Below are 19,462 nucleotides of genomic sequence, written 5' to 3'. Positions count from 1 at the left end.
TTCATCTATCCGCGGGGATCAGTGGTGTGCCCACTGCACCTGGTTGAGGTCCACACCATCTTTGAACATTTCCCAAAGTGGTGACATTTCTCTCAGTTTGCCAATAGAGTTTCTAATGGTTTCGATTGCGTAATCGATCTCTTCTTCAGAAGTGAAACGACCGATGGAGAAACGGATTGAGCTGTGCGCCATCTCGTCATTCAGTCCCAGGGCACGCAGCACATAGCTGGGTTCAAGACTGGCAGAAGTACAGGCCGAGCCGGAAGATACGGCCAAGTCCTTGAGCGCCATCATCAGCGACTCGCCTTCCACATAGTTAAAGCTGACGTTCAAGCTGCCACAGGCACGCTGCTCCATATCACCATTGAGATAGGTTTCTTCAATATCTTTGATACCATTCCACAGCTTGTCGCGCAGATAGCGAATACGTTCGTTATCTTTTTCCATATCAGCTTTGGCAATGGCTGCCGCTTCGCCCATACCCACAATTTGGTGAGTCGCCAGGGTGCCGCTGCGCATACCACGCTCATGACCACCGCCGTGCATCTGTGCTTCCAGACGAATACGAGGCTTACGGCGCACATACAGGGCACCTATGCCTTTGGGGCCATACATCTTGTGACCCGAGATAGACATGAGGTCGACCTTGGTCTTTTGAATATCGATAGGCAGTTTACCGGCACTCTGGGCAGCATCCACATGGAAGATGATGCCTTTGCTACGGCACAGTTCGCCGATGGCATCGATATCGTGGATCACACCAATCTCGTTGTTGACATGCATGATGCTGACAAGAATGGTGTCGTCACGCATGGCCGCTTCCAGGCGCTCCATGGGAATAATGCCGTTGGCTGCAGGCTCCAGATAAGTGACCTCGAAACCTTCACGCTCCAACTGACGACAAGTATCCAGTACTGCCTTGTGCTCAGTCTTGCTGGTGATGATGTGTTTACCCTTCTTCTGGTAGAAGTGGGCAACACCTTTGATAGCCAGGTTGTCAGATTCGGTGGCACCTGAAGTAAACACAATTTCACGGGGATCGGCATTGATCAACTCCGCGACTTGGTTACGGGCGATATCCACTGCTTCTTCGGCCTGCCAGCCGTAGCGGTGTGAACGGGATGCGGGGTTACCGAATACACCGTCCATTGTCATGTACTGTACCATTTTGTCTGCAACCCGGGGGTCTACAGGCGTTGTTGCGGCATAATCCAAATAGATAGGAAGCTTCATTACACACTCCGTACTTCGCAGTCTCGGCCGAGGCTACATACAACGTACATTATTCGTTTTTATATCCAACAGAGGATCAGCTCAAGCGCTGACTCTCTGCTCCTGCTGCATCTTGTCTTGCTTTACCGAGATAAACTGTACATCTCGTTTCTGCATCAGTGCAGCAAGGCTGATGCCATTTAAAAAGTCAGAAATCTGTTTGCTCAGGTCACCCCAGAGCGAATGCGTCAGACAGCGGGTGCCACTTTGGCAATTCCCCTGGCCTTGACAGCGGGTGGCATCGACAGATTCATCTACCGCATGTACCACCATGCCCACCGAGATGTCATTGGCTTCCAGTCCGAGGCGATAACCACCACCGGGACCGCGCACACTGGCAACCAAGCCCTGCTTTCTCAGTTTGGCAAAGAGTTGTTCTAGATAAGAAAGGGAAATCCCCTGGCGCTCGGAAATATCTGCCAGCGGTACCGGCCCCTGCGCCGAATGTATGGCCACGTCCAGCATGGCTGTCACTGCGTAGCGACCCTTAGATGTAAGTTTCATAAAACGACCACGGCTCCCAAACAGGTATGTGGGAATTTCAACATACCCGAGCAATTTAGTCAAGTATAAATCCTACTTGTTTACTCGGGTATTGTGGTTCATAAATCAGGTTGAATACCCTGTCTGCTTGGTGGGGTATTTAACCTTTTTCGCCACGATTATTCAATGGCAAAAGCCGATAAAATGGTCATCGAGTATCAGATAATGGGATCAAACTCATCCATTGACTGTTGACGCTTTTGTGCCGCAGCAGTTTCGGCATCACTGAACTCGCCCACATCCAACTCAGGCAGACGTTCAGTACAGACACTGCCGCCCATTTTCTGAACCGCCTGACAAACTTCCTGTACTTTGGAGTCCATCAAATGCATATGATCCAGCATCTGGCCTATGGCATTGGCAACAGGGTCTGGATTATCGGGAGAAACGGCGTAGGCATCAAAACCGTACTTCTTGGCCATGGCACTGCGGCGGGCACTGGTTTCCTTGGATTGAGCCGATGCAACAGTGACGGCCCGGCCAGGAATGCCCACAACAGTAGTGTCCTTGGGCACGTCTTTAACCACCACAGAGTTGGAACCAACACGAGCCCCATCATGCATAGTAATGGGGCCTAGCACCTTGGCTCCTGCGCCTATAACCACGTTATTGCCCAAGGTCGGATGACGTTTGCCGGCTTGCCAGGTGGTGCCCCCCAGAGTCACCCCGTGATAAAGAGTGCAGTCATCACCAATTTCGGCTGTTTCGCCAATCACGACTCCCATGCCATGGTCAATAAAAAATCGCCTACCTATGGTTGCGCCCGGGTGTATTTCCACCCCGGTAAGCCAACGGGAAAAAGTAGACAGACAGCGCGCCAGAAAACACCAATTGGCCTTCCACAGTTTATGGCTGATACGATGCAGCCAAATGGCCTGCATTCCCGGATAGTTGAGCAATATCTCCAATGTGCCCCGCGCCGCAGGATCCCTGTGATAAATGGATCCTATGTCCTCTTTCAGTCTGGCTATCACACCCATCTTGATTCCTCGGATTACTCTTCTTTACTGTCGACCTTTTTTTCTACCGATGTCAGGATCCCGCGCAGTATATTCATCTCCTGCGTTTCGATTCTGGCCCGGGTAAACAGGCGCCTCAGCTTAATCATCACCTGTCCCGGATGATTCTTAATGATAAAGCCGGTTTTTTGCAGTGTCCGTTCCAGATGTTCAAAAAAGCGCTCATGATCTTCACTGCTGGGATACTCGACCAGCTCCTGCTCGGCTTGTTGATGTTTCTCCAACCAGGCCACCCGCGTTTCATAGCAGATAAGCTGCACCGCCTGAGCCAGGTTGAGTGAGCTGTATTCCGGGTTGGCGGGGATACACACATGATAGTGGCATTTTTGCAACTCTTCGTTGCTCAAGCCATGGCTTTCACGGCCAAAGACAATAGCGACAGGCCCCTGGCAACTTTCAAGCGCCAATTTGCTGCCCGCCTCACGGGGTTCAAGCACGGGCCAGTCGAGTGTGCGACTGCGGGCACTGGTGGCAATCACCAGACTGCAGTCTTTAATTGCCTCTTCCAGGCTGTCGACTTTGACCAGATGTTTGAGAATATCAGAGGCGCCGGCGGCAAGCGCTATGGACTGACCGTCTGGTTCAGCTTTTGGCTCCGCTAGATAAAGGTTGGATAATCCCATTGTTTTCATGGCCCTGGCCACAGAACCTATATTGCCGGGATGCGTGGTACCTACCAGGACGACACGAATATTGGAGAGCATGGAACAACTTCAAAAATAAAAAATCAGGAGGCGGATGGTACCACAGGCATATTTTTTTGCTTATAGAAAAATCGCCATTTGATATCGGCGTCAACTAGGGTATAATCTGCGCCGAATTTTTGTCCGTTCTTTAACATCCAGGGGATTGCAATGCATCCGATGCTGACTATTGCCGTGCGCGCTGCTCGCGCTGCGGGCCAAACTATTATGCGTGCCTACACCGAACTCGACCGTATTGAAGTCGATGCCAAAGGTGTCAACGATTTTGTGACCAGTGTAGACAAGGAAGCAGAAGCAGCAATTATCTATCAGATCCGCAAGTCCTATCCAGACCACAGTATAGTGGGTGAGGAAAATGGCGAAAACCGCGGCACCAACCAAGATTATCTGTGGATTGTTGATCCTCTGGACGGCACCAATAACTTTGTTAATGGTGTACCTCACTTCGCCGTTTCTATCGCCATGCAGTACAAGGGCAAAACTGAAGTTGCCGTTGTTTATGATCCCGTTCGCGACGAACTGTTTAGCGCCGTCCGCGGTAAAGGGGCCAAGCTGAATGATTTCCGTCTGCGAGTAAACAATGTCAACGATCTGGGTGGAAGCCTGGTTGCCACTGGATTCCCTTTCAAGGCCCGTCAGCACACCGAAACTTATATGAAACTGTTTGGCGAAGCTTTCTCTCTGAGTGCCGACTTACGCCGCGCCGGCTCTGCCGCTCTGGATCTGGCTTATGTAGCCGCCGGTCGTGTAGACGCCTTCTTCGAACTGGGCCTCAAGCCTTGGGATATCGCCGCCGGCGATCTGATTGTTCGTGAAGCCGGTGGTACAGTTACCGACTTCAGTGGCGGTCACAACTACCTGCTCTCCGGCCACATAGTTGCCGGTGCGCCTAAAGCCACCAGCCTGCTGGTCAAACGCTTCCGTCCTCTGTTGAGCGACGCTCTGAAGTAAGTTATTAAGCAAGGTGCTTAATTAAATAGAGAAAACCGCCTTATGGCGGTTTTTTTTATACCTGGGTGCCGCGAAAGTGAAGCCAACCTCAGTCCATTCGCCCCTTGCTTGATGCAATCAAGATTTGCTCAAACCGGGATTAATCAATAAGGCGTTGGACGAGCCAAGCCGAAATAACCAAGGATGAGTATCTTCCCCCTACCCTTCAAGCAGATAACTCTTTGGATGTATTTACATGCATTTACATTACGCCTTAAAATACCCGAGTATTTTGTTTGGGTATTTGAGGCAAGACTATGAGCAAATCCGGCACTCGCAACATCCGAGGCAGCATCCTCAACATCGATGAACCGGCCAACAAGCAGTTTCCACTGGCGCTCTTTCGTTTGGGCTTCAGGCCTTTTTTTCTCGGTGCCAGCCTGTTCGGCTTGTTGTCGCTCTTGCTTTGGGGAGCCTTGCTCAGTGGTCAAACCCAACTGACGTTCCACGCCAATCCTCTGTGGTGGCATGGTCACGAAATGTTATTCGGTTTCACCGGCGCTGTTATCGCGGGCTTTTTGTTAACAGCAGTTCAAAACTGGACAGGGATCCCCGGCATAAGAGGCTGGCCTTTACTGCTGCTCTGGTGTCTATGGCTGGCTCCCAGACTACTCTTGCTCGATGCCGACACAATTCCTTTTACCTGGGTCATGCTGCTGGATCTGGCCTTCTTCCCGATCACGGCGCTACTACTCGGTTTAGCCGTTATTCGAGTCAAACAGTGGCGTAACCTGGTGTTTGTGCCGCTGCTGCTGTTGCTCTTCGGCGCCAACGTCCTCTCTTATCTCGGCCTTGAACAGCCAGGGTTGGCACAAAAGGCACTGCAGGCCGCAGCCTTGTTGATCGTTATTCTGGTGGCCCTGCTCGGCGGCAGGGTGATCCCCTTCTTTACCGAACGCGCCACAGATTTCAAGCGCGGGGCGCCAAGCCCTGTACTCGAGGCACTTAGCTTCGCTTCTTTGATTCTCATGCTGATCAGCTTGTTTTTACCCTATTCCTGGTTGACACAAACATTGGCCTTGCTGGCTGGCACAGTACTGTTGTTGCGCTGGGCACGCTGGGGCTGGCATGCCAGCCTCAAGGTACCACTGCTATGGTCACTGCATTTAAGTTACCTGTGTATTCCGATAGGACTGCTGATTATTGGTGTCAGCGGCCAGATGATGTTGGGGTTTCATGCTCTGACCGTTGGCGGTATGGGTGGAATGATCTTGGCTATGATGGCAAGGGTATCTCTGGGGCATTCCGGCAGACCATTGCAGATTGCCTGGCCTATGATCCCCGCCTTTGGCTTAATGTTACTGGCTGCAGCCTTGAGGGTCGCGGCAGCCATTGTGCCTCAGCTAAGTCAAATCTTACTAATGGGCGCGATTCTCTGCTGGCTATTGGCATTTACCACTTTTATAGTGCTTTACGCGCCAATTCTTTGCCGAGCGAGGTTGGATGGCCGCCCCGGTTAAAGGTTCTGTGAAAGCTATCACACAGATTTCGCGGCGAACTGGAAATTTACTGATACTATTTAGGAAATGATTTCAGGGAGTTTTCATGGAACTGTATCGCCAATACGGCTCTAAGAGCCTTAAAGCCGTCGAACATCTGGTCTTGTTTGTTATTGCCATTGCCACAGTCGTCGCCATTGGCCAGGAGATAGTGCATATCTTCAAAATGGGCGCTGTGGCCCTTGCCGATCTACTGCTGCTATTTATTTATCTGGAAGTGCTGGCTATGGTGGCCAATTATGCCGAATCCGGCAAGTTACCTGTGCGTATGCCACTCTATATCGCAATAGTAGCTTTGGCCCGTTATCTCATCCTGGACATGAAATCGATGGAAGACTGGCGCATAGTGGCCATTTCAATCTCAACCTTAGTACTTGCCGCAACCGTGATAGTGATCCGCTGGGGACAGTTAAAAATGCCCTACCCCAAGAATCAAGAGTATGACAACTAACTGGAACCCGGCAGACGCCGGGTTCTTTTTTATCTGCTCTTTAGAACTGACCCTAGCTATCGACAAATCTATGCTATTTTTAAAACACTTACCCCATTTACATAGGGTTTGATTCTCACATCGATAATGAAAATGTATGGTGCAAATACGCTAAATCAGAGTTGTCAGGACACATGTCCAGAGCCGTTTCCGCATCCACAGCCTCGAGAGACTCAAACCTAGTAAATATGGGATAACGGCCTACTATCCATTGAACTTAAGGGGACTGCCATGGATGAAAATCTGGATGACTTTATCGAAAGACGCAGATCATTGCGGGTCGATCTGGAGGCGGAGCGGATCAGGCTTCATTGGATAAATAAAGCGGGTGATGAACTCAATGACGATGGCATCTGTATCGATCTGTCCAGACGGGGAGTTCTGTTTGAATACCATCAGCCCTTTACCTTGGGAGAACTGGTATCTGTAACCTTCCATGCAGGAACCGATTCACAAAATACCATCAAGGGACAGGTGTGCCGTTGCAGCGAAATCAACCCAAAGCGTTTTCACATCGCCATGCAACTTATCTAGACCCCGACGTAGTATCCGGGGTGTTCTATACTTTACATCAACTTAAGTACCAAGGACACGGGGAGAAAATCCATGATACTGCTCGTAGGCGGAGAGAAAGGGGGTAGTGGCAAGAGCTGTCTGGCCCAAAATCTGGCTGTACACATTACCCAGAAATATCGGGCCAACGTGTTAATGGTCGACTGTGACCCCCAGCGCACCACATCCGACTGGATCCAGGCCCGCAACAATGACCCTTCCCTGCCTGCGATCAACTGTATCCAGCTCTACGGCAAGATCCGTAACGATCTCCTGAGCCTGGATGAACGCTTCGACTATGTGATAGTCGACTGCGGGGGCCAGGATAACCTGGCAATGCGGGCCGCCATGTCGGTGGCCAGTTATGTGGTGATCCCTTTGAGACCCAAGCGGCGTGATTTAAAAACCTTGCCCCATATGGAAGATATGCTCAGCACCTGTAAGATGGTCAACCCCAAGATGGTGGCAACAATAGTGTTGACTCAATGTCCGGCGCTGCCTTCACAGTTCAAACGCATTCTGGAAGCGAAAGATGTAGTAAAGTCGTTCGGTCTGAGGGCGCTGGACTCGGTCACTTTTAGCCGCAATATCTATGATGACAGTGAAGAAAAAGGCTCCTCGGTCATCGAAATTGAGCCCGATGGAAAAGCCGCCGAGGAGATACGCAATATTGCCGACGAGCTGTTATCCATCCCGCCGGAAAACTCTTATGAGCTTAACTGATCTCAAACGTCACAAGATCAAACCCAAGGCCAAAAAGGTCTCTGTCGACGATTTCATCGAAGATGCCAATAACTACGCCCATGGAAAACCCAGTCGCTTAGGCGGGAGCTCTTTGGCCAAATCACGAACGGGACTGGATAAAAAATCAACCCGTCTCTATCGCCATGCCACTTTTACCCTGACTGAAGCCAGCATTAGTCAACTGGACAACATTGCCCGCAAGACTGGTATTGCCAAGTCCAAACTGCTGCGTATCTTCATTCGTAACTTTCACAGTCTGAGCGACAAAGCCCAAGCCGAAATGATTGCCAAAGATCAGGCGAATGAAACTCAGTGACGACAAATTTTGCTCTCAAGGGTGCTCAGCCCCTGAGATGATTCGATAAATTTACCCTTGGCGGCCAGAAAGTTGAGCAAAGCCTCTGCGTCCATTCCCTCGGCGCTGCAGGTATGATAGCGGGCGTCTCTACCGAAACGCTCCTGCATCAATGCCTTGAGATTGTCCCGTTTAATGGGAGCGGTTTGTTCCAGCAACAACTGCAACACCTGATGGCCATGTACCGACGAATTCATGTATCCTCCACAAAACTATGAGTCGCAGTCGATTTTTAACGGATTTTGCTGCAGTATTCCCTGATTTAACGCAACTTGTTTGTCGTTTTGGCGGTTGTTTGCTTGTGCAAGAGGAGTTGTCATGTCCCTTATTCTATTGCTGACACAGCAGATGAGCCTGTATTTGGTGATCGTTTATCTGGTCAGCAAGACCCCTTTGTTCAAGTTGTTTACCGAAGCATCGACCCGCCTGCCCCATAAGATCTTTCTCTATCTGGTGTTTTCCGGCTTTTGCATCATGGCAACCTATTTCGGTGAGCAAACCCATGGCGCTATCGCCAATACCCGCGCCATGGGTGCAGTACTCGGTGGCCTGCTCGGTGGCCCAACGACGGGTTTGCTGGTCGGCTTGACCGGCGGCTTACACAGATACAGTCTCGGTGGATTCACCGATCTGGCCTGCGCGGTTTCCACTACCTTGGAAGGTTTATCGGCCGGGATGTTCAGCTATTATCTGCGCCGTCAAGGCAAGGCCGAGTTGGTATTCAATCCCATTCTGGTGTGTCTTATCACCTTTTATGCCGAGATGATGCAGATGAGCATTATCTTGCTGCTGGCTGAACCCTTTGATGAAGCTTGGGGGCTGGTGCGTCAAATAGCTCCGCCCATGTTGCTGGTCAACTCCATAGGTGCGGCCCTGTTTATGAGCATGGTACGGGATCAAAAAACCATGTTCGATAAGCTCTCCTCCAGCTTTTCCACCAAGGCGCTGAAAATTGCCGAACGCAGTGTGGGGCTCTTGAGCTCCGGCTTCAACGAGGAAACCAGTACTCAGGTTGCCAAGATAGTCATAGAGGAAACCAATGTCGGCGCAGTGGCCATCACGGACAGGGAAAAACTCCTGGCCTTTATCGGCATAGGTGCCGACCACCACTTGCCCGGCACCTTGATATCGTCCCAAATAACCCTAGATGCCATACACCAGAACAAGGTTATGTTTGCCGATGGGGTGGAAGTTCCCTATGCCTGTTCCATTTCCCCCAACTGTAAACTGGGTTCCAGTTTGGTGATCCCACTTCGCAGTGACAACGAGGTCATAGGCACCATTAAACTGTATGAACCCAAGAATAAGCTGTTTCTCAACATCAACCGCACCTTGGGAGAAGGGATCGCCCGCCTGCTGTCGAACCAGATTCTCTACGGCCGTTTCGAGCAGCAACAAAACCTGCTCACCCAGGCGGAACTCAAACTGTTGCAGGCTCAGGTTAACCCACATTTTCTGTTCAACGCGCTCAATACCATAGGTGCCATCATACGTCGCGATCCGCCCATGGCCAGAACCTTGCTACAACAGCTGAGTCAGTTTTTACGGATTAACCTCAAGCGTACTGCCGGCCTGGTGACCCTGGGAGATGAACTCGAGCATATCGAAGCCTATCTCACCATAGAAAAAGCCCGCTTCATTGATAAGCTCGAGGTAGATATCGCCATACCCGAATCTCTGCTGACCATCAGAGTACCGGCCTTTACCCTGCAGCCCATCATAGAAAATGCTGTCAAACATGGCACTTCGCATCTGATAGACACTGGCCGTATTCAGGTAGAAGGCCGCCGCACAGATGACAGACTCATACTGGAAGTCACCGACAATGCAGGGCTTTATCAACCCGCCGAAGAATCCGATGGCCTGGGGATGAATCTGGTGCATAAAAGAATACAAAATCTCTTCGGCCCCGATTATGGCGTCAGTGTCGAATACCAACGTGACAGTTACACTAGAGTCAGCATACATCTACCTATAACGGAAACAGCCCTGTGATCACTTGTCTTATTGTCGATGACGAACCTTTTGCCCGCGAAGAGTTGGCCGAGCTGCTGCTTCAGGCCGGCGACATTGAAATTCTCGGTCAATGTGGCAACGCCATTGAGGCCATGCAGGCGATAGCCAAGCTCAAGCCTCAGTTACTGTTCCTGGATATTCAAATGCCGAGGATCAGTGGCATGGAGCTTATCGCCATGCTGGATCCCGACAATATGCCCAGAGTGGTATTTGTTACTGCCTACGATGAATTTGCCGTCAAGGCCTTCGATAACCATGCCTTCGACTATCTGCTCAAACCCTTGGATGAGAAGCGCCTCAGTCAGACCCTGGATAAGCTGCGCCGGGATCTCAGACCTCAGTCGCTGTCAGCCATAGCACCGCAACAACTGGAACACCTTCCTTGTTTCAGCGGCAACCGTCTCAAGGTGATCCCGGTCACTGAGGTAGAGTTTGTCTTCAGCGATCTCGGTGGAGTGCATGTTGCGACCGCCAGAGAAAAGGTTCATACCCAGTTAACACTGAAACTGCTGGAAGAAAAAACCCCGCTGCTCAGATGTCATCGCCAGTATCTGGTGGCCCCCAAGGCCATTGCCGAAATAGAACTGCTGGAAACAGGCGCCGAAGTCACCACTCGCAGCGGCGCCAAGATCCCGGTATCTAGGCGCTTTCTCAAGCCACTGAAGCAGCTGTTTGGTTATCAGTAAAGCACAAGCTAACAACCGCTCAGCGGCCTAGATAACCGCTCACCCCCGACTTTTGACCGCTGACCCAGTTCCCGCTGGGCCTTGTAACCAAAGTGTTTACAATTGCGTCAACTCAAATCGGGGAGATTACAACTATGATGTGGTTTTTGCTGTGTGTCGGTCTATTGATTGGCGGCTACTTCATCTACGGTACTTTTGTAGAAAAAATATTCGGGATCAACAATAAAAGACAAACACCCGCCTACGCCCAAACAGACGGTGTTGACTATGTGCCCATGTCCAAGGGCAAGGTCTACCTTATCCAATTGTTAAATATTGCCGGCGTGGGGCCTATTTTCGGTCCTATTCTGGGGGCGCTATACGGCCCGGCGGCCATGTTGTGGATTGTTATCGGCTGTATCTTTGCCGGTGCGGTGCACGACTACTTCTCCGGCATGCTGTCGGTACGTAACGGCGGTCAGTCAGTGCCTAACCTGGCGGGTAAGTACCTTGGTAAAGGCGCCAAGAACTTTATGAACATCTTCGCCATCATACTGCTGTTGTTGGTAGGTGTGGTATTTATCTCGGCTCCTGCCGGCTTGCTCGGTAAGCTTACCGGCGGCAGCGTCGGTCTGTTTGTCGGCATTATCTTCGTTTACTACCTGATTGCCACCATAGTGCCGGTAGACAAAATTATAGGTCGCCTCTATCCCTTCTTCGGCGCCTTACTGCTGTTCATGTCTATCGGTTTGACCATAGCCATAATCCTGTCCAGTGAACATACTCTGTTGCCGGGCTTTGAAGCCGGTGACTTTCTGCAGAACCTGAACCCTGACAATGCCCCGTTGTGGCCAGCGCTCTTCATCACCATCGCCTGTGGTGCCGTGTCAGGTTTCCATGCGACGCAGTCCCCACTGATGGCACGCTGTGTTGAAAATGAATCCAATGGCCGCTTCGTGTTCTACGGTGCCATGATAGGCGAAGGTATCATTGCCCTTATCTGGTGTGCCGTGGCTCTGTCTTTCTTCGACGGTGTCGAGGGACTGAAAGCCGGCATGGACGGCAACCCTGCCAACGTGGTTTACAGCGCCTCAACCGGCCTTCTCGGTGCAGTCGGTGGCTTCATGGCGGTGCTTGGGGTAATCATTCTGCCTATCACCTCCGGCGATACCGCCTTCCGCTCCGCCCGGCTGATCTTATCTGAGTACTTCAATATGCCTCAGACTGAGATGCCCAAGCGACTGATGTTGGCAATTCCGCTGTTCATCATCGGGGCCATACTGACCCAAGTGGACTTCGGTGTCATTTGGCGCTACTTCGGGGTCGCCAACCAAGCCACTGCAGTGATGATGCTATGGACAGCTTCAGCCTACCTGCTACGCCACAACAAGCTGCACTGGATCTGTACCATTCCGGCGATGTTTATGACCACAGTGGTGATAAGCTTCCTGCTCAACTCCAGTACCCTGGGCGCAGGTCTGCCAATGACAGTATCCACCATCAGCGGCATAGTGGTGACTCTGCTGATAACCGCCCTGGTGATAATAAAGACCAAGGGCCGCAACGAGGTCGATGAAATACTCCCAGAAGAAGGTTAAGCTCTGGAGGTAAAACGTTGCATAAACCAAGAGCCGCCCTTTTGAGGCGGCTCTTGTTATGTAAAACGATTCGCAGCAACCGAGCCAATCACAATGCCAAGGGCTTCAACACTTTAGGTTCTACCATCACGCTGGCACTGTCGCTGCTCAGATAAATAATCCCGTCGCTGATATTGCAGCCCAGTTTCATTGAACGGCTGACCAACTGCGCCATCTCCTTCACCTGCTCTTCGGGTATCTCCCACACCTTAAGGTTGGCATAACGGTTAAAGGCATGTTGATTCTGTTGCCACCATACCGGCACGCTGCGGCCACCATAAGCAAACAGCTGCACTTCGTCGGCACGGCCGCTAGCCTTGCGCAGCCATTTTTCATCGCTCTGGCCAAACTCGACCCACAAACGAATATCACCGTTAAGCTCGCGATCCCAAAGTTCGGGTTCATCATCAACACATAAACCCTTGCTGAAGGCCAAACTGTCAGAAGCGTTGAGCGCAAAAGCCAACAGACGCACCATCATACGCTCGTCGGTTTCCGACGGATGTTGGGCAATGGTCAGCTGATGATCCTGATAATAATGCCGGTCCATATCAGCAATACTGAGCTGAACTTTAAAAATACTCGCCTTCAAGGCCATGATAATTTCTCTGTGATAGGAGGCAGATGCAGCCTCAATAAGGAAATAAAGGGTTTAAATAGCGCCGGGGCGCAAATGTTTGGCGAATGGGAACGCCGCTTTGAGCCTGGCGACTTCGTTTGCGTCGGCCAGACGCAGCATCCGCATGCCGGCTTGATAGGATGCCAACAGGGCACTGTCGGCCATGGGGGCTGTGCGTGACGCGTCCCGGCGGATAAGCTCCAGTAACTCAGCCGTTGGGGCGCCATCTGTTATCAGGCTGTCTATCCGCTGCAGCATCGGCATCGCGGCCAGCGGCAACAACTGCAGATGGCAATCATCTGCCAGCAGCAATAACTCTCCCTGCGCCTCGCCTGAGACAAAACTCAGCTCAAAATTCTCCCGGGTGCTGGCATCAAACCTGTCACCATTGAGCTTAAAAAAATGCTCCCAGAAGCGCCGCCTGGCATCCACCGAAGGCAAGCGCTGCTGCACTTCCTCTCTGTGATCGGCAATAAAATCCAGCAAAGAGCTGAGGCTTGGCGGCAGCAGAGTTTCAAGTTTAGCTCTCAAGTCTCTCGCAAACACAGGCGCGGCACCGGCGGTACTGATGGCCATTACCAGCCGTCCTCTATCAACGATGGAGGGCGTGATAAAATCACACTCGGATGGGGTATCAACCACATTGACCCATGCACCAAGCTCGCGCGCCTTGGACGCCAGTGTTTGGTTCAGATTACTATCAGCTGTAGCCAGATAAACCAGCTCTCGCTCGGCAAGATCCCGATCTTCCACGCCCCGGCGAGACAGCCAAATCCGGCCGCTGGCGGCATAGGCTTCCACCTCGGCGTTCACCTTGGGCGCCACAAGGTGAATTTCAGCTTGAGTTCTGGCCAAAAGATCCAGTTTACGGCTGGCCACTTCACCACCACCGACCAACAGCACTCTTATGCGTGAGGTGTCAACAAAAAGAGGAAAATACTGCATTAATCCTGTACCAAAGGCAGTTCGTGGGCACACCAGGCGCGATAACCACCGTCAAGGGCAGCCACATTCCGGTACCCCAAGCGTTGCAAACTCAATGCTGCCAGTATAGCGCGTTGCCCACCGGCGCTGTAGAGTAGCAGCGCCGCTGACTTGTCCGGGAATCGCTTACCAATATCCCGCTCCAGTATGCCTCGGGACAGATGCTTGGCCAGCGGCAGGCGATCTTTTAGCCACTCATGATCTTCTCGTACATCAATGAGCTGCCAGCGATCATCATGCTGATACTCTTCTATGCTTAACTCTCGAACCAGATCCCTGGCCTGTTCAACCAAGGCCGTAAAATCAAGGCTATTTGTCATTTGTCACCTCCGGGCCCTGCCATCGATAGCTTAATTATGGCACTCGCTGCGTTCGGCGCTACACTGCCAGCAAAGTTCAAAACTGGCGTCGTTGAACTCATGACATTGCAGGCACTGCCACTGAGGCCTATCGGCATCGAGACTAGCCAATTGTGATTGTGCTTGCTCCCGCTGAGATTCCGGGACCCACAGCTCTACGGTTTGCATATCAACCGGCAACTCTCCCACGCCGCCCAGCAGAGCTTCACCGCGCAGCTCAACCCTCAATCCTGAGGTTTCCAGCATTCCCTTCCAGGTATGGGCCTGCAGCAGATTACCACCGGCTACCATGACTTTTCGTTCTTCCATGTTTCTTCCTACAACTTTAGGCTCTGCCACGGCAGAGAAATTAAGGAATGGATCCTGTGGAAGGATCCGCAGCCCATGCTACTGATAAACGCCTGGACTGTCGAGTGACAGCATTAAGTGAATTTACCTTTTGATAACAAAAGCGCATATTTGAGCCATAAACTCAGGTTTTATTCCAACTCGGAGCTATCTCCGTAATGCTCAGACACAAAAAAGCCACCCGCAGGTGGCTATTTTCTACCCGGTTTATCAGGGCATAATGGAAGGCTGATCGGCGCCTTCCTTCTCCACTTCTACCGGCATCATATGTTCGCGGTTGATCCCAAGTTTAATGGCCAGGAAGCTCGCCACATAGATGGAGGAGTAAGTACCCACCAAAATCCCCATCAGCAATGCCGTGGCAAAGCCGTGGATCAGGGTGCCCCCCTTGAGAAACAGCGCTACCACAGTAATAAGCGTGGTTCCGGTAGTGATAATGGTACGGCTCATGGTCTGGGTGATTGAGGTATTCACCACTTCCACGGGTGTTGCCTTACGCATCTTGAGGAAGTTCTCACGAATACGGTCAAACACCACGATAGTATCGTTGAGCGAGTACCCCACCACGGTCAGCAAACCTGCCAGTACCGTCAGGTCGAACTCCAACTGCAGGAAGGAAAACACCCCCAGCGTCACTATCACGTCGTGCGCCAATGCGGCGACCGAACCCATAGCCAGACGCCATTCAAACCGGAAAGAGACGTAGATAAGAATACAGATCAGCGCAACCAGTACCGCCAGGCCACCCTGCTCTGCCAATTCCTTACCGACCTGAGGGCCGACAAATTCTACGCTCTTTTGCTGCACTGCCGGGTCTTGCTTGGCAGCAGCGGCAAAAACTTCCTTAACCTGAAGGTCGCTCTTGATGTCTTCGCGCACCTGCAGGCGCACTACCACATCACGACTGGAGCCGAAGTTTTGCACCACGGCACCCGAGGTCGGTTCGGTATCGAGGGCAAGACGCAGCTCGTCCAGGTTAGCGGGTTTGCTAAATTCCATGATGACAGAGGTGCCACCGGTAAAATCCAGCCCCCAATTGATCCCCTTGGTTGCCAGGGAAGTCAGAGAAGCTACGACCAACACTGCCGACATAATACTGATAGGCAGAGCATGACGCAGGAAGTTGATAGAGCCTTTAATTGATAAAATCTGCAACATAATCAGCTTCCTCAGATCGACAGTTTCTTCACGCGCTTGCCGCCCCACATGGCGTTTACAACCGCCCGGGTACCGACAATAGCGGTAAACATGGATGTCGCGATACCTATCATCAGGGTCACGGCGAAGCCTTTAATGGCGCCGCTGCCCACTGCGAACAGGATAAGTGCGGTGATGAAGGTGGTAATGTTGGCATCGGCAATGGTGGAGAACGCGTTGCCATAACCTTCATGAATAGCCTGCTGAACACTGCGACCAGCGCGAAGCTCTTCACGGATACGCTCGTAGATAAGCACGTTACCATCCACCGCCATACCCACTGTCAGCACCATACCGGCGATACCCGGCAGCGTCAGTACTGCGCCCGGGATCATCGACATCACACCCACCACCATGATCAGGTTGGCACACAGCGCCAGGTTGGCAATAACACCAAAGGCACGGTAGTAGATCAGCATAAAGATCAATACCACAGCCATACCCCAGAGCATTGCCTGCATCCCGTTTTCAATGTTTTCGGCACCCAGGCTTGGGCCTATGGTACGTTCTTCCACTATGGATACAGGTGCAATCAGCGCACCGGCGCGCAGCAGCAACGCCAGGTTCTGGGCTTCGCCATGAGACAGACCCGTGATAACAAAGTTTCGGCCGAGGCGGGCTTGAATGGTCGCGACAGAGATGACTTCCTCGATCTTATCCATCTTCACGCTGCCATCAGGGTTACGCTTACCGCTGTCCTTATACTCGATAAACAAGGTCGCCATCGGCTTGCCGATGTTGTCTTTGGTCACGTTGGAGAAGATATTCCCGCCCTTGGCGTCCAGGCTGATACTCACCTGAGGCCGGCTGTATTGATCGAAGCTTGGCTGAGCGCCGGTAATATGATCACCGGTCAGCATCACTTCTTTCTTCAATACCGCAATACCCCCTTCACGACGTGGATACACCTCGGAGCCGGGTGGCACCCGGCCCGATTGCGCCGCATTCATGTCGGCTTTCTCATCGACCATATGGAATTCAATGGAAGCGGTCGCCCCGAGGATCTCTTTGGCGCGAGCAGTATCCTGTACCCCCGGCAGTTCAACGATAATGCGCTCGGCGCCTTGACGTTGTACTACGGGTTCAGCAACCCCAAGTTCGTTCACCCGGTTACGAATAGTGGTGATATTCTGCGACAGAGCGTCTTCTTTCACCTGCTTGAGGTAGACTTCGCTCATGGTGGCCATCAGGGCAAAGTTATTGCCCTCGCTGGCGTCACTGAACACCATATCGTTGGAGCGACTCTTCAGGAAACTCTCGGCTTTAGCCAGATTCTCGGCATCACGGAACTTGATCTCAATGCCTTTGGCCGTAGCCTTGACACCCGAGTAGCGGATCCCCTCTTCCCGCAGTTGACTGCGGAAATCGGCGATCTTGGCTTCTTCCATCTTGCGAATGGCTTCGCCCATGTCCACTTCCATCAGGAAGTGCACACCACCACGTAGGTCAAGACCCAATTTCATCGGTGAACCACCGAGTGACTCGAGCCAGGCCGGTGTCGCCGGTGCCAGGTTCAACGCTACGCTGAACTTGTCACCCAAGGCTTCGGCTATCGCTTCTTTGGCCAACAACTGCTGTTCGGCATTGTTGACTCTGACGAGTAGCTGACCGTTTTCCAACTCGGAACGCTTGACACCTATCCCCTTGCTTTGCAGCAAGTCGTTCACTTGTGTCTGGGTCGTGACAGTCACATCCGCACCGCGGGTGCCCACCACTTGTACCGCGTGATCCTCACCAAAAAGGTTAGGCACGGCATAGAAAGCCCCGATGGCGATGATAATGATCACCATCAGGTTCTTCCATAAAGGATACTTATTTAACACGCCTCAGCCCCCTTGGCTTATAGCGACTGGATAGAGCCTTTTGGCAATACCGCCGCGATATAATCTTTTTTGATGGTGATCTGGGTGCTGTCGTTCAGGCTCAGCAGAACATAATCATTCTCATCGCTGATCTTGGCGATTTTGCCTATGATGCCACCACTGGTCAGGACTTCGTCGCCCTTACCCAGGGACGCCATCAGATTTTTGTGCTCTTTAACACGCTTGGACTGAGGACGGAAGATCATGAAATAGAAGATCAGACCGAAGATCACCAGCATGAACACCAATTCCATGGTACCGCCAGACTGAGGAGCACCGGCCGCACTAGCGTAAGCATTTGAAATAAACATATTTTTCTCTTCTTATCAGCAAATAAAATCAATCCACCAATTCAGGTACTTCACGGCCTTGACGACCATAGAAGTCCTTCACAAAGGCGTCTAATGTACCTGTCTCAATGGCGCCGCGCAAACCTTCCATTAACCTTTGGTAGTAACGCAGGTTATGTATGGTATTGAGACGGGCCCCGAGAATTTCATTACAGCGGTCCAGATGGTACAGATATGCCCGTGAGTAGTTCTTACAGGTATAGCAGTCACATTCCGGATCCAGCGGTGATGTGTCGTCACGATGCCGCGCGTTGCGGATCTTGATAACACCTTCTGTGACAAACAAGTGACCGTTGCGGGCATTACGGGTTGGCATCACACAGTCAAACATGTCGATACCGCGACGCACGCCTTCAACCAGATCCTCCGGTTTGCCTACCCCCATCAAATAACGAGGCTTGTCTGTGGGGATCTGCGGGCAAACATGCTCCAGTACTCTGTGCATGTCCGCCTTGGGTTCCCCTACAGCCAAGCCGCCGACGGCATAGCCGTCAAAACCTATTTCCAACAAGCCCTTGAGGCTTTCATCACGCAGATCTTCATAGACACTGCCCTGAATAATCCCAAACAGTGAGTTGGGATTTTCCAGGCGGTCGAACTCGTCCCGTGAACGTTTTGCCCAGCGCAGTGACATCTGCATCGACTTGCGGGCTTCGTCGTGAGTGGCAGGATACGGCGTGCACTCATCGAAAATCATCACCACATCCGAGCCGAGCGAATATTGGATCAGCATCGACTTCTCGGCATCCATGAAAATCTTTTCGCCATTAATGGGCGAGCGGAAATGCACCCCTTCTTCGGTGATCTTGCGAATATCACCTAGACTGAAAACCTGGAAACCACCCGAGTCGGTGAGAATCGGCCGCTGCCAGTTCATGAAATCGTGCAGGTCACCATGCTTACGCATGATCTCTTCACCTGGGCGCAGCCAGAGGTGGAAAGTGTTCCCCAGCAGAATATCGGCTCCGGTGGCGCGCACTTCTTCCGGAGTCATCCCCTTCACAGTGCCGTAAGTTCCAACCGGCATAAAAGCCGGGGTCTCGACTGTGCCACGGTCAAAAATCAATCGGCCCCGGCGTGCGCGGCCATCAGTTGTATCCAATTCAAATTTCATGATTTACCTCGTCAGAGAAACAGTCTGACCTTAATTACGCGGACTTAGGCCGCAGCGTATAGACAACAGAGGGTCAAAAAAGCAAAAGGTTCACCCTTAAGACAAAATACCCGCTCATTGAGGCGGGGATTTTTAAAAAAAAA

At 51.8% G+C, this 19,462-nt stretch carries 22 protein-coding genes; 9 read left to right on the top strand and 13 right to left on the bottom strand.

Features of this window, described 5'->3' with window-relative positions; translation table 11 throughout:
• Positions 1-18: 18 nt before the first annotated feature.
• From RC73_RS06205 to trmJ, 4 genes are all read right to left on the bottom strand, one after another.
• On the bottom strand, positions 19-1,233 hold the full coding sequence (locus tag RC73_RS06205) for an IscS subfamily cysteine desulfurase (protein WP_039033840.1): 1,215 nt from the start codon (positions 1,231-1,233) through the stop codon (positions 19-21).
• A gap of 81 nt (positions 1,234-1,314) precedes the next feature.
• Positions 1,315-1,776: a Fe-S cluster assembly transcriptional regulator IscR gene (gene iscR, locus RC73_RS06200; RefSeq protein WP_025011489.1), complete on the bottom strand. Its 462-nt coding sequence runs from the start codon at positions 1,774-1,776 to the stop codon at positions 1,315-1,317.
• Positions 1,777-1,973: 197 nt separating this feature from the next.
• On the bottom strand, positions 1,974-2,795 hold the full coding sequence (gene cysE, locus RC73_RS06195; RefSeq protein ID WP_039033839.1) for a serine O-acetyltransferase: 822 nt from the start codon (positions 2,793-2,795) through the stop codon (positions 1,974-1,976).
• 14 nt (positions 2,796-2,809) lie between these two features.
• A complete protein-coding gene (gene trmJ, locus RC73_RS06190; RefSeq protein ID WP_039033838.1) occupies positions 2,810-3,538 on the bottom strand; it encodes a tRNA (cytosine(32)/uridine(32)-2'-O)-methyltransferase TrmJ in 729 nt (242 codons plus the stop codon).
• Between the two features lie 150 nt (positions 3,539-3,688).
• On the opposite strand from trmJ, the gene suhB reads away from it, so the two are divergent.
• The 6 genes from suhB to RC73_RS06160 all read left to right on the top strand — a co-directional run bounded on the left by suhB (position 3,689) and on the right by RC73_RS06160 (position 8,129).
• Entirely contained in the window at positions 3,689-4,489 is an 801-nt protein-coding gene (suhB, locus tag RC73_RS06185; RefSeq protein WP_039033837.1) for an inositol-1-monophosphatase, read from the top strand.
• A gap of 332 nt (positions 4,490-4,821) precedes the next feature.
• The gene (locus RC73_RS06180; protein ID WP_052248038.1) at positions 4,822-5,988 is read left to right on the top strand and encodes an NnrS family protein; all 1,167 of its coding nucleotides are present in this window, start codon (positions 4,822-4,824) and stop codon (positions 5,986-5,988) included.
• 85 nt (positions 5,989-6,073) lie between these two features.
• On the top strand, positions 6,074-6,478 hold the full coding sequence (locus tag RC73_RS06175; protein ID WP_039033836.1) for a phosphate-starvation-inducible protein PsiE: 405 nt from the start codon (positions 6,074-6,076) through the stop codon (positions 6,476-6,478).
• A gap of 270 nt (positions 6,479-6,748) precedes the next feature.
• Positions 6,749-7,051: a PilZ domain-containing protein gene (locus tag RC73_RS06170; RefSeq protein ID WP_039033835.1), complete on the top strand. Its 303-nt coding sequence runs from the start codon at positions 6,749-6,751 to the stop codon at positions 7,049-7,051.
• A 72-nt stretch (positions 7,052-7,123) separates the two neighbouring features.
• On the top strand, positions 7,124-7,792 hold the full coding sequence (locus RC73_RS06165) for an AAA family ATPase (RefSeq protein WP_039033834.1): 669 nt from the start codon (positions 7,124-7,126) through the stop codon (positions 7,790-7,792).
• A complete protein-coding gene (locus RC73_RS06160; RefSeq protein ID WP_039033833.1) occupies positions 7,779-8,129 on the top strand; it encodes a replication protein RepA in 351 nt (116 codons plus the stop codon). Before RC73_RS06165 ends, RC73_RS06160 begins: the two co-directional genes overlap by 14 nt.
• On the opposite strand, the gene RC73_RS06155 is transcribed toward RC73_RS06160, so the two are convergent.
• Entirely contained in the window at positions 8,123-8,365 is a 243-nt protein-coding gene (locus RC73_RS06155; protein ID WP_039033832.1) for a YecH family metal-binding protein, read from the bottom strand. The two genes, RC73_RS06160 and RC73_RS06155, sit on opposite strands and share 7 nt — an antisense overlap.
• A 121-nt stretch (positions 8,366-8,486) precedes the next feature.
• Here RC73_RS06155 and RC73_RS06150 point away from each other — a divergent pair, with 121 nt between their 5' ends.
• The 3 genes from RC73_RS06150 (at position 8,487) to RC73_RS06140 (ending at position 12,447) form a co-directional block, all read left to right on the top strand.
• The gene (locus RC73_RS06150; RefSeq protein ID WP_039033831.1) at positions 8,487-10,163 is read left to right on the top strand and encodes a sensor histidine kinase; all 1,677 of its coding nucleotides are present in this window, start codon (positions 8,487-8,489) and stop codon (positions 10,161-10,163) included.
• Positions 10,160-10,870 (top strand): two-component system response regulator BtsR, encoded by a 711-nt coding sequence (btsR, locus tag RC73_RS06145; RefSeq protein WP_039033830.1) that lies wholly within the window; start codon positions 10,160-10,162, stop codon positions 10,868-10,870. Before RC73_RS06150 ends, btsR begins: the two co-directional genes overlap by 4 nt.
• A gap of 134 nt (positions 10,871-11,004) precedes the next feature.
• A complete protein-coding gene (locus RC73_RS06140) occupies positions 11,005-12,447 on the top strand; it encodes a carbon starvation CstA family protein (RefSeq protein WP_039033829.1) in 1,443 nt (480 codons plus the stop codon).
• An 88-nt stretch (positions 12,448-12,535) separates the two neighbouring features.
• Here the strand turns inward: RC73_RS06140 and RC73_RS06135 are convergent, their stop codons facing one another.
• The 8 genes from RC73_RS06135 to tgt form a co-directional block, all read right to left on the bottom strand.
• Positions 12,536-13,084 (bottom strand): YaeQ family protein, encoded by a 549-nt coding sequence (locus tag RC73_RS06135; RefSeq protein ID WP_039033828.1) that lies wholly within the window; start codon positions 13,082-13,084, stop codon positions 12,536-12,538.
• A 54-nt stretch (positions 13,085-13,138) separates the two neighbouring features.
• Positions 13,139-14,050, bottom strand: coding sequence for a precorrin-2 dehydrogenase/sirohydrochlorin ferrochelatase family protein (locus RC73_RS06130; RefSeq protein ID WP_039033827.1), 912 nt, complete (start codon positions 14,048-14,050; stop codon positions 13,139-13,141).
• Complete coding sequence (locus RC73_RS06125; protein ID WP_039033826.1) at positions 14,050-14,409, bottom strand: rhodanese-like domain-containing protein; 360 nt, start codon at positions 14,407-14,409, stop codon at positions 14,050-14,052. The genes RC73_RS06130 and RC73_RS06125 overlap by 1 nt, the downstream gene beginning before the upstream one ends.
• A 30-nt stretch (positions 14,410-14,439) precedes the next feature.
• Positions 14,440-14,757 (bottom strand): putative signal transducing protein, encoded by a 318-nt coding sequence (locus RC73_RS06120; RefSeq protein ID WP_039033825.1) that lies wholly within the window; start codon positions 14,755-14,757, stop codon positions 14,440-14,442.
• Positions 14,758-15,006: 249 nt separating this feature from the next.
• Positions 15,007-15,954, bottom strand: a complete 948-nt coding sequence (secF, locus tag RC73_RS06115; protein WP_039033824.1) for a protein translocase subunit SecF — start codon at positions 15,952-15,954, stop codon at positions 15,007-15,009.
• An 11-nt stretch (positions 15,955-15,965) separates the two neighbouring features.
• On the bottom strand, positions 15,966-17,816 hold the full coding sequence (gene secD / locus RC73_RS06110) for a protein translocase subunit SecD (RefSeq protein WP_039033823.1): 1,851 nt from the start codon (positions 17,814-17,816) through the stop codon (positions 15,966-15,968).
• Positions 17,817-17,833: 17 nt separating this feature from the next.
• Positions 17,834-18,166: a preprotein translocase subunit YajC gene (yajC, locus tag RC73_RS06105; protein WP_025011473.1), complete on the bottom strand. Its 333-nt coding sequence runs from the start codon at positions 18,164-18,166 to the stop codon at positions 17,834-17,836.
• A gap of 28 nt (positions 18,167-18,194) precedes the next feature.
• A complete protein-coding gene (tgt, locus tag RC73_RS06100; RefSeq protein ID WP_039033822.1) occupies positions 18,195-19,319 on the bottom strand; it encodes a tRNA guanosine(34) transglycosylase Tgt in 1,125 nt (374 codons plus the stop codon).
• Positions 19,320-19,462 lie beyond the last annotated feature (143 nt).

The organism is Shewanella sp. ECSMB14102 (assembly GCF_000813075.1).
GTDB lineage: Bacteria > Pseudomonadota > Gammaproteobacteria > Enterobacterales > Shewanellaceae > Shewanella > Shewanella indica.
Note: the sequence above shows the minus strand (reverse complement) of the source record. Positions and strands in the feature narration are given on the sequence as shown.